Source organism: Pseudomonas duriflava (genome assembly GCF_007830155.1).
Lineage (GTDB): Bacteria > Pseudomonadota > Gammaproteobacteria > Pseudomonadales > Pseudomonadaceae > Chryseomonas > Chryseomonas duriflava.
The window spans coordinates 277000-287213 of record NZ_VLKY01000005.1; the positions used below are offsets into that span (position 1 = coordinate 277000).

9 protein-coding genes and 1 riboswitch are annotated in these 10214 nt (G+C 54.3%); of the genes, 3 read left to right on the forward strand and 6 right to left on the reverse strand.

The features are described from left to right. Window positions 1-402 precede the first annotated feature (402 nt). Window positions 403-723 (forward strand): hypothetical protein, encoded by a 321-nt coding sequence (locus IQ22_RS09455; RefSeq protein ID WP_145141043.1) that lies wholly within the window; start codon window positions 403-405, stop codon window positions 721-723. Window positions 724-1901: 1178 nt separating this feature from the next. Here the strand turns inward: IQ22_RS09455 and IQ22_RS09460 are convergent. Then, on the reverse strand, window positions 1902-2396 hold the full coding sequence (locus tag IQ22_RS09460; RefSeq protein WP_145141045.1) for a DUF4126 family protein: 495 nt from the start codon (window positions 2394-2396) through the stop codon (window positions 1902-1904). 165 nt (window positions 2397-2561) lie between these two features. Here IQ22_RS09460 and IQ22_RS09465 point away from each other — a divergent pair, with 165 nt between their 5' ends. Further along, the gene (locus tag IQ22_RS09465; RefSeq protein ID WP_145141047.1) at window positions 2562-2945 is read left to right on the forward strand and encodes a hypothetical protein; all 384 of its coding nucleotides are present in this window, start codon (window positions 2562-2564) and stop codon (window positions 2943-2945) included. Between the two features lie 178 nt (window positions 2946-3123). Further along, window positions 3124-3288, forward strand: a riboswitch (yybP-ykoY riboswitch). Window positions 3289-3296: 8 nt separating this feature from the next. Then, window positions 3297-3887, forward strand: coding sequence for a manganese efflux pump MntP (gene mntP, locus IQ22_RS09470; RefSeq protein WP_145141049.1), 591 nt, complete (start codon window positions 3297-3299; stop codon window positions 3885-3887). A 325-nt stretch (window positions 3888-4212) separates the two neighbouring features. Here mntP and yghU read toward each other — a convergent pair whose 3' ends face one another. The 5 genes from yghU to IQ22_RS09495 all read right to left on the reverse strand — a co-directional run bounded on the left by yghU (window position 4213) and on the right by IQ22_RS09495 (window position 10136). Continuing rightward, entirely contained in the window at window positions 4213-5055 is an 843-nt protein-coding gene (gene yghU, locus IQ22_RS09475) for a glutathione-dependent disulfide-bond oxidoreductase (RefSeq protein WP_145141051.1), read from the reverse strand. A 437-nt stretch (window positions 5056-5492) separates the two neighbouring features. Beyond that, window positions 5493-6512 (reverse strand): HTH-type transcriptional regulator GntR, encoded by a 1020-nt coding sequence (gene gntR, locus IQ22_RS09480; RefSeq protein WP_145141053.1) that lies wholly within the window; start codon window positions 6510-6512, stop codon window positions 5493-5495. Window positions 6513-6592: 80 nt separating this feature from the next. Further along, window positions 6593-7609 (reverse strand): TRAP transporter substrate-binding protein, encoded by a 1017-nt coding sequence (locus tag IQ22_RS09485; RefSeq protein ID WP_145141055.1) that lies wholly within the window; start codon window positions 7607-7609, stop codon window positions 6593-6595. 106 nt (window positions 7610-7715) lie between these two features. Continuing rightward, window positions 7716-8993, reverse strand: a complete 1278-nt coding sequence (locus tag IQ22_RS09490) for a TRAP transporter large permease (protein ID WP_145141057.1) — start codon at window positions 8991-8993, stop codon at window positions 7716-7718. A 60-nt stretch (window positions 8994-9053) separates the two neighbouring features. Beyond that, window positions 9054-10136 (reverse strand): gluconokinase, GntK/IdnK-type, encoded by a 1083-nt coding sequence (locus tag IQ22_RS09495; protein WP_145141190.1) that lies wholly within the window; start codon window positions 10134-10136, stop codon window positions 9054-9056. Between the last annotated feature and the right edge of the window lie 78 nt (window positions 10137-10214).

Sequence of the window (10214 nt, forward strand, 5' to 3'; positions counted from 1 at the left end):
ACTACAACAAATCCAAATAAGAGCCTCGCCTTAAGGGATCCCATCTTCCTGCATGTGTTTGGTATGAGTTTTGGCCAGCTTGTTACCGCTCAGGTCGACATTCAGATAAATTGGCCCTGTAAATCATCACTTAAGTGATCATGGGCCAAACGACTAAATAAAAATTCCGCTTGCTTCTTTTAAATATCGCTACATCCAAAATCGGCTTAATAATCAAGGCGAAACCGGCATATGCAATAAACGCATAAACAGCCAAAGCCATATACTTTTAAGTATTTTAAATATATTTAATTTTATTCCATACAAAGCTGCTATGATAAATCTTACAGGCTAGCTGATTATTTACAAACCAGAACGCCGTATTTAAAAACAAACAACACTAGAACTATGAGAAAAATAATCATGATTATTATTAGAGTTAATAAAGATCAATGGAATGCTGTAAGTGTAGATGAGCAGCAAAGAATAGAGCAGGGACTAAGAGAATGTGGTGCTTTAGAGGCATCAGTGGTAGTTGCCATTGATGACTCAGAGGCTCCTTTCGATACTGCAATCAATCACGATCCCGACAAATCCCCCATCAAAGATGTGCGAGAGACCTTACGGGACTCCACAGCTTTAAAAGGAATAGATTGGTGTCATGCCAATACGGAAGGTGCCGCTCAGGTAGTCTGCCTAGGCATCGTAAACTCGTCCATGGCCTGTAAGAACCGGGGTCATTGATTTTAGTTTCATAAGGCCCCTAAAATATAATATTGATTTTACCAGCTTAAGGTTATCGTTCTAAAAAGTTCTTTAAGCGGCCTAAATCAAGCGAGACAACAGTAGTCTTTAATAAAGCCTAATGAACACCCTCCTGCTTGTAAGCTGTTAAAGCCTCAAGCATAAAGGCTTTATGAACCCCGCCTGCATAAAACAATATTCAAACATTACAAATATATAGGGGTTATTGCTCTGCCTTTCTTACAGTCTGCTCTCGATTTTCTAATTCAGGCTTTGTCTGAAAATTATTAGATTGCCAGCATGAGCTATCTAGATCGCTCGCTTAACTCACTGAGGTAACGCGAGTACAAGAAGCTAACAATGGATCGCCTAGCGGGTAACCTAGAATTGATACCGAAGCAGTCAAGCAACTACTTGATGAAAAAATGTCGATTAAAAAAGTTGCAGAGAAGTTGGGTGGCGTTAGGACTGTTAAGCAAGTCAACGCGGTCAGCTAATGAGTATCAGTATCTTTACTCACCTTTACTCTTGGCCTAATACCTTCTTTACATCCGAGTCCGCATACTATCGTTCAGCCAGGCAGGAATGCTTGGCTACCAGAAGTGATGGTTTGCCACGGCTCCTCGCTCGTTTCCCCAAAACGAATGCATTGCTCTTTCTCTCGGGGAGTTCGTGGCTTTTTCTTCTACCTGTAACGCCAATCAGCACTTAAAACCAGCGCATTCTATGCATATGTTTACGCATGACTCTCTTAATGCCCAGGTGTGATCCAGCTCGTGCCATGCAGATTAAGAAGCGCCGCCAAATAAGCTCCTTCCTTCAACATTTTGAATGAGTCTGCCTATCTGCTGACCGCCAAGCCAGTATTTAAAAAATACCGCTTTAGTCCCTCAAACGTGCCTTTCTCGTTTCCTACGCAAGTTACAGCCTGACGCTACGGCAAATTATCGCAGACAACAAAAAACCCGCCGAAGCGGGTTTTTGCTGACCGTACCCAATATCCTTATCGGGTTGCCGTCCTGGCGTGGTCATCATCCTTGACCTGACTGAGCGCATCCTTCGCTCCATCCAATGTGTGTAGATTACGGGGATGCGCGTGGCTACAACAGAGCGACTCCTCCAAACTGCGTGTAAGCCTTTGGCTATAGTTTTGGGTAAAAACAGCTCATAGCCTGTTATCAGCTCTTGCCTATAGCGCGTCGCAACCCAGCGTTACCGATAGTAACTGCCAAACAGTCCTCAAGGCTGCCCAACGCTGCATTGGCCAGCGCACCGGAGCGGCCGTAACGCTTACGCAGGCGGAGCCCGATGCTTGCCGAAGCACAGGCCGCTACAGCACCGAGCAGTGCAGGAAGCAGAATCGGCTGTCGCCGTGCGCTGGCCAACGCTGCCGCGGTAAGCCCTCCCGACACGGCCCGTACTGCCATTGAGGCGCTGATTGTCCGGTCCGGGGCAAAGGGTAATTTGTCGCCGATCAATTCGCTGGCGGCCAGCGGAGTTAATAAATGACGCGTTCGCGGCATGGCCAATGTGCGCGCCGGCTCGCCCATCTGGTCAATATGTGGGTGTTCGGCAAGCGCCCTGCTGACCAGCGTAGGCGCCAGCATGCTGCGCATGCCTGTTACCGTGCCGAGGGCCAGTGCACCCCATAACAGATCGCGCGCTATCGTCATGTCTCTCTCTCCCGGTGGCGTCATTCTTTGACCGACTGCTCTCTGCTGTCGTTCACCGGCCCTGCTGTTCTTCGATGTACATATACATAAATTGAACAAGGCCAAACGGAGGCAATAAACAGACGCCCTGCATGACACAAGACGGTAACCGTCTTGTGTCTAAACATGCTGCGCTTACTGACGAATGCTGGCGATATTGCCCATACCTGTTTGGGTCACAGTAGCCTGAGACGCGTAAAAGCTTTGCGTTTGATCAAGCAGCGTCTGGTTAAACGAGCCTGTTTGCGTCACGGCAATCTGATTCGCTCCCTCGTACGAGGTCTGGCTGATTTCAAGGTTATTGAAATCGCCGTTTTGGTCGTACTGAATCGCCCCGAACTGGCCTCCCTGCTCAATATGCACAGCATTGCTGTTTCCTGTGGTGCTGCCGGTTATACGGCCGTCGAAGATATTTTGATTGACTTGGACGGTATTCAGATCACCCGTCACGCTGTAGATGAAGGGTATCGCTCTAAAGATCGAAAAAGGCAGGCGGCAGGAGCCCTGTAGTTAGACCCAGGCTCACTAAATGTGCGCCCGCATTTCTCAGGCGTGCCTGTTATCGACGGGGAACGGTTACGTCCTGAGCTGTAGCCCCGGTATATGGCCCAAAAAACATAGCCATTGCTAAAAAGATTAGCTCTATCTATCTGATAGACTTGATAAATTTCTTTGTGTAAGGTAGCGGCTTCTTTGGGGAGTAGCCTGCTTTCGAGTTGTTCGAAAGTGTTTATGTCAACATCCTCGGCAGGTATGCCGTGGCATAAACGACCTATCGGTTGGCGAGACCATTGATGTATCCGCGTTCAGTATCGGGCGCGTGGATATGTCATTGGACAGGAGCCCGATCGGTACGAAGCCGTGAATCCAATTGCCCTCGTCCTGCTTGCCTTGGCCATGTCCACGGATGCCTTTGCCGCTGCGGTAGGGAAAGGCGCCAGCCTGCATAACCCTCGTCTTAGCGAAGCGCTGCGTACCGGCCTGATCTTTGGCACTGTCGAAGCCATTACCCCTGTCATCGGTTGGGCAGCCGGTCTGGCTGCCGCCCCGTTCGTACAACAGTGGGATCACTGGATTGCTTTCGTTTTGCTCCTGATCCTGGGTCTTCGGATGATCCGGGCCGGGTTTGGCGCGCCCGAGGAAGAAGCTGAAAAACCTTGTCGGCACTCCTTCTGGCTGCTTGTGATCACAGCAATCGCAACCAGTATCGATGCGTTGGCCGTAGGCGTCGGTTTGGCGTTTATCAACGTCAACATCCTTACTGCTGCCCTGGCCATCGGGCTCGCTACCATGACAATGGTAACGCTTGGGGTAATGCTGGGACGTGCCATAGGCGCATTGATAGGAAAACGTGCCGAAATTCTGGGCGGTTTTGTACTGATCGGGGTCGGCTCCCTGATTCTTTACGAGCACACAACCGCTTCTACGGTTTCCGCCTGGGTAGGTCTGTAATCGCTCATCCTGAATGAGCAGAACCACTAGTTAGCTCTCCCTTTGAATAGACAGCAGGCGTACGCGTCTAGCGGTATGCTCCAGGATTAAGCAGAGCCAGAGTAGTACTACCAAAATCGAACTGGCTCTGCATCGCCCTCACCGACGCAGCAGGGCTCGCCGCACTCCACGCTTACTGATGATTTACTTGACCAGCTAGGCCAGTTCTAGCGCACGGCTAGCCGTCGCGCTGTAGCCGCGCACGCGGTCTTGTCTGATAGATATCCTCAGCAAGCAACCAGGGGCTGATCAGACAGTGCCTGCGCCCCTATAAACACCTAGTGGTCTAGTCGAGATCCGCCGCGTCATGCCGCTCTGGCACTTGTTCCGACTCATCACCCCACACACGGTTAACCTTGCGTCCCCGCACTACGGCAGGTCGGGCGGCAATAGTGTCAGCCCAGCGTTTCACATGGGTGTAGCCCTGTACCGACAGGAACTCGGCGGCATTGTAGAGGCCACCCTGAACCAGCACACCGTACCAAGGCCAGATAGCCATGTCGGCAATGGTGTACTCCTCGCCTGCCACATAGGGTCGCTCGGCGAGCAGGCGGTCAAGCACGTCGAGCTGGCGCTTGGCTTCCATTGCGTAACGGTTAATAGGGTATTCGAGCTTTTCCGGCGCGTAGGCATAGAAATGGCCGAAGCCTCCGCCTACAAACGGCGCTGAACCCATCTGCCAGAACAACCAGTTCAACGTCTCGGTACGCGCCGGTCCCGCTGCTGGAAGAAAGGCCCCAAATTTTTCAGCCAGATAAACCAGGATGGATCCCGACTCGAACACACGCACAGGGGTATCACCGCTGCGGTCGACCATGGCCGGAATCTTGGAGTTGGGATTCATGTCGACAAAACCGCTTGAGAACTGGTCGCCTTCACCGATGCGGATCAACCACGCATCGTACTCCGCGCCTGTGTGGCCGAGCGCGAGGAGCTCTTCGAGCAGGATCGTGACCTTTACCCCATTCGGGGTCGCCAGCGAGTAGAGTTGCAGGGGATGCTTGCCCACCGGTAGCACCTTGTCATGGGTCGGGCCGGCTACAGGACGGTTGATACTGGCAAAGGTGCCGCCCGAGGAGGCAGGAGGCGTCCACACCGCCGGAGGAACATAGGTAGAAGCGTCACTCATGGCTATCGTTCTCCATAGAAAGCTGAGGTCTGAAACACGGTAATGGGTTGGCCGCGCCTTGTCACCTGATTGGCAGGGCCCTGGAAGACTCAGCCGTTACTCAAGAAAGACAACAAAGAATGCGATATCGGTAGCCCTTAGAAATTATTCGCGAGGATTCGCGCACAGCATGACGGCATCGGGCCGCATAAAAAAAGCCCGCCGAAGCGGGCTAAAAATGCCGTGATGGGGTTAATGACAACGCATTTAGCATGCATTCCTTTCGTTACAGTTTGGCGATAGACACCTCAGTGGATTTGGCGAAGTTAATCACTTCGCGACCCACACCTAGTTCAGTGCTTTGACTGAGCGTGTTGTGATTACGGATGTAGCCGTACCGGCTGCTGAACAAAAACTTATATCTAGCAGTAAGACTCTGTTATTGGCCCGTAACAAACCTAAGAGCTTTTGCGCAGAATGACTTCGAAGCCCACATCGATGCAGTGCTTCGCTGGTTTTTCGCCGCGCATGAGAGTCAACAGCATGTCGGCAGCCTGTCGACCAATCTCGCCCCGAGTGGTACGCACGGTCGTCAATGAAGGATGCGCCCACGCAGCGGCTGGCAGGTCATTGAACCCGGCGATGCCCAACTGCTCTGGTACGGCAATTCCTCGCTGCTGTGCTCGAAACAGAGCGCCTAGCGCCAGATCGTCGTTGTTGAAAAACACCGCGTCGAACGGTTGCTCTCGAGCCAAAAGTTGATCAAGCAGCTCAGCGCCCAAACCGACTGAGGACAGATAAGGGGTCAATAATTCGAGGTCAGGATTGTAACAGTGCGCCTCACGCATGGCTTGGCGGTAGCCCTCAACACGCTGGAGCGTGCGCGGATCAAGCTGGGCGGCAGCCAGGGCAATGTTCCGGTATCCCTGCTCAAGCAAGGCTTTTGTCATGGCAGCTCCAGCCGCCAGCTGGGAGAAACCGACGCAATAGTTTTCTTCTACCTCGCTCAAGTCCATAAGCGTTACAACCGGACCGTGATAACCATCCAATATGGCGTGGACCGCATCACTGCGATCGAACCCTGTCAGGATCAGCCCTGCCGGCTGATGGGCCAGATAGGCCCGCAACAGGCGCTCGTCTTCTTCGGCACGGTAGTGGCTGACGCCGATCATGATATCGAATCCTGCTGACATCAGCACATGCTGGATCGCTTCGACGGTATCTACAAACACAACATTGGACAGCGACGGAATGATCACCGCTACAAGATTGGAGCGAGCGCTGGCCAAGGTACGTGCCGCCGTATGCGGTACGTAGCCCAACGCCTTTACGGCCTGCATCACTTGCTCACGCAGCGCGGGCGAAACCCGATCAGGCTGCGAAAGCGCACGGGAAACAGACATCAGCGAACACCCCGCCGCACGCGCCACGTCGGACAAGGTGACGCGCTCGTTGGTACGGCGCCGGCGTTGGCTCATAGATAATCCAGAGAGATACGGCAACAGCGAAAGCCCCTCCGGCCAGACACGGACCGGAGGGGCGGTCTTTCACAGAACGATTACTTAGGTGCCTTGGCGATTTCGGCCTGTACCTGATCGAACAGGGGCTTGCCTACAGTGTCGATCACGCTCTGAATCGCCGGCTGCGCCTTTTCACGCATGCGCTGGACTTCTTCAGCCGGGACTTCGTTGACCTGCATGCCGTTTTCCTTGAGCTGCGCCAGAGCTTTCTTGCCTTCCTCACGCGTATCCAGACGCTCGGCGTCACGTGCTTTTTTGGCCGCTTCCATCAGGATGTTCTGCTCGGTCTGGGACAGCCCGTCCCACCAGCGCTTGGAAGCCAGCATGATCCAGGGGCTGTAGACGTGGTTGGTTACGGTCAGGTACTTCTGCACTTCGTAGAATTTAGAAGACAGAATAGTGTTATAGGGGTTTTCCTGACCATCGACGGCCTTGGTTTCCAGCGCGGTGAACAGCTCGGAGAACGGCAGCGGCACGGCATTGGCGCCCAGTTGCTTAAAGGTGTCGAGGAACACCGGGTTCTGCATGACCCGCACCTTCACGCCGGAAAAGTCTTCCATCTTGTTGATGGGACGGACGTTGTTGGTCATGTTGCGGAAACCATTCTCCCAATAGACCAACCCTACCAGTCCCTTTTCCTTCAGCTTGTCCATGACCTGCTGGCCAACCGGGCCATCCAGAACGAAGTCCGCCTGTTTTTCACTTTCGAACAGGAACGGTGTATCCCATACGGCCATTTCCTTGGTAATGCCGACCAGCGTAGCGGTAGAGCCCACCATCATTTCCTGTGCCCCGCCAATCAAGGCGTTTTGCATTTGGGTATCCGGGCCCAGGCTGGCCGCGCCAAAGGCACGCACCTTGAGCTTGCCATCAGAGGCTTTGGCGACCTCCTCGGCGAACAGCTTGACTGCACGACCCTGATTGCTGTCTTCGTTAAGACCATAGCCAAAACGGATCATACGGGGGCGAATGTCATCGGCGGCTTGGGTAGAGAAGGAAGCCAGAGGACCGGCCAGGATGGCGGCAGCTAGCGTCGCGAAGAGAAAACGTTTCATAAGGGCAGTACCTTTATTGTTGTCGGTTGAGCAGCAGGGGTGGCGGCATGAGCGGTAGCCGCCAGGTTTACGCCGGTGCAGGCGCGACCGGTCATAAGTTCGAGCACTAGCGCAGCCATGTCAGCGGCACCGTAATGATTTCCGGGAAGATGATCAGCAGCACCACAATACAGAGGTAGCTCAGAAAGAAAGGCATGACGCCTTTCACCAGCGGCTCCATCCGAATGCGGGCAATGCCACCTACCACATTAAGTACTGTGCCAACTGGCGGCGTGATCAAACCGATCGAGCCGATCAGAACAAACATCACGCCAAAATACACCGGATCGACCCCAGCCTTGACTGCAATAGGTGCCAGTACCGGGCCGAGGATAAGAATAGTGGGCGTCAGGTCCAGCACCATGCCAACGGCAATCATCAGAACCATAATGGCCGCCACAAGCAACTTGGGATCTTCCGCCAGCGGGCCAAGCATTGCGGCGATTTCGTCAGGTAACTGAGCCAGCGTGACCATATAGGCCGAAACAGTGGCAGCCGCGCAAAGAAACATTACGGAGGCAGTAGTGCGGCTCGCCCGGGTCAACACCTCGACCAGTGCTTTCCAGTTCAATTCACGGTACAACAGGGTCGAGACGACCAGAGCATAAACGGCCGCAACGACTGCCGCTTCGGTTGGCGTGAACAAACCGCCACGCAGGCCACCCACGATAATGACGGGTAGCATCAACGCAGCAATACCATCTTTGATGGCTTTGAGACGCTCACCCGCTGTTGCCTTGGCCTGCGGCGGTTCGTGAATGTTCTTGGCAATAAGCGTCCAGGCCACGATCAGCCCTGTCGCCATGATTAGGCCCGGCACCAGACCGGCCAGGAACAGCTGACTGATAGACGTGTTGGTTACCACGCCATAGATTACAAAAGGCATGGACGGAGGAATGATCGGCGCGATGATCCCGCCTGCTGCAACCAAGCCGCAAGAGGGACTGAGCGGATAGCCACGCTGACGCATCATGGGTAGCAGTAACGTAGCGAGCGCTGCGGTATCTGCCAAGGCCGAGCCAGACATACTTGCCAGCAGCACCGAGGCCGCGATGGCGACATACCCCAACCCACCTTTTTTATGCCCGACAAAAGCCTGAGCCATGGTGATGATCCGCCGGGAAATACCTCCGGCATTCATCAGCTCGCCAGCCAAAATGAAGAACGGTACGGCCAGTAGCGGAAAGCTGTCGGCACCGTTTTGCAGGTTTTGCGCCAGCAGTTGTACGTCCCAGAAATCCAGATACCACATCAGCACAGCGCCCGTGAGCAGCAGCGCAAAGGCGATAGGCATTCCGAAGGCCATGAAACCCAGCAGCGACGAAAGGAAAACGACGACAGTCATAGCGGTCCTCGGGTGGGCAGCGCCCGTTTTTTGTTATCAAAGATGGCCGAATCGACCGGTTCAGTCTGCGGTTACGTTGGCCAGGGCCGCCGGTATTGGGTTCGCACGCCAGACACCCACAAGCTGTACCAACGCCAGAACCGCCAGAGCCACCATACTGACCAGCACCGGCACCATGGCGAGCGCCAGGGGATAACCCATGACCGGACTCTCGTTTTGCCAACCGAACTGCACCTGGTTCCAGCCTCCCCAGGCGGATAATGCACTGGCACCAGCCACCAGAAGCCAGCTGACCGAGTCAATCAGACGGCGGGCCAGACGGGGGAATTTGTCGCGGATCATGCTGAAGCTCATCAACTCGCCGCGTCGCATGCTGGAGGCCACCCCGACAAAAACCAGCCAGACAAAGGCCAACCGTGATAGCTCTTCTGCGCCAGCCCAGCCGGTTCCAAAGGCATAGCGCATCACCACGTTGGCAAAAACGGCCACAACCATGAAGCTCATCAAGATAGCCATCATCCCATCGGTCAGCTGATCGAAGCGTCGGGCCGTACGGTTGCTATAGATAGGGCCCTGAGTCAGCGGCGGCTCATTACGTGTTGTTGGCGCATCGGGCATCTTAGACGACAGGCCTATCAGCGCTGCCATTTCAGAATCTGGAATGGGTGCATACATCCAGGCGCAAATTTTCTCTACCACGACCGGGCTGGGATCAGTGGCATCCACACACAACACACCCGGTTCGCCCTCTGGGGACTCGAGGGTAGCGAATTGACTCTGCACCAGAGAAGTCGGCATGTAGTGGCCGGGGCGCGACCCCACACGCTGCAAAGCCGTTTCGTAACTCAAGGATAAATGAGCGAAGCGCAGGCCAGGCACTGCATCGCGCAGGCGATCCCGGTAGCTACGCTTGAGTGCCGAGCAGGACAGTACAAAGCCGACGCCGTCGTTCACAGCCTTCTGCATTTCGAGGCGCAGCAGGTTGAGCCATTCGACGCGGTCCGCGTCGGTCAACGGCGTGCCGGCTTTCATGCGGGCAACGTTTTCAGGGGAATGGAAATGATCGGCTTCGATATGACGAAAGCCTAGCGTACGTGCCACACCCAGGCTGGTTTCGGTCTTGCCCGAACCACTGACGCCCATGATGACGACAGCTTGAGCCGGCGTGGCAGATGTGTTTTCGCGCAGAGTCATGAGCTCTCCCAGGTCGCATCGGTGTGC

Bases quoted from the DNA above. Each gene is read 5' to 3' on its own strand.
- IQ22_RS09455 (WP_145141043.1), top strand. From the start codon at position 403: ATGATTATTATTAGAGTTAATAAAGATCAATGGAATGCTGTAAGTGTA.
- IQ22_RS09460 (WP_145141045.1), bottom strand. From the start codon at position 2,396: ATGACGATAGCGCGCGATCTGTTATGGGGTGCACTGGCCCTCGGCACG.
- IQ22_RS09465 (WP_145141047.1), top strand. From the start codon at position 2,562: ATGCTGCGCTTACTGACGAATGCTGGCGATATTGCCCATACCTGTTTG.
- yghU (WP_145141051.1), bottom strand. From the start codon at position 5,055: ATGAGTGACGCTTCTACCTATGTTCCTCCGGCGGTGTGGACGCCTCCT.
- gntR (WP_145141053.1), bottom strand. From the start codon at position 6,512: ATGAGCCAACGCCGGCGCCGTACCAACGAGCGCGTCACCTTGTCCGAC.
- IQ22_RS09485 (WP_145141055.1), bottom strand. From the start codon at position 7,609: ATGAAACGTTTTCTCTTCGCGACGCTAGCTGCCGCCATCCTGGCCGGT.
- IQ22_RS09490 (WP_145141057.1), bottom strand. From the start codon at position 8,993: ATGACTGTCGTCGTTTTCCTTTCGTCGCTGCTGGGTTTCATGGCCTTC.
- IQ22_RS09495 (WP_145141190.1), bottom strand. From the start codon at position 10,136: ATGGGCGTCAGTGGTTCGGGCAAGACCGAAACCAGCCTGGGTGTGGCA.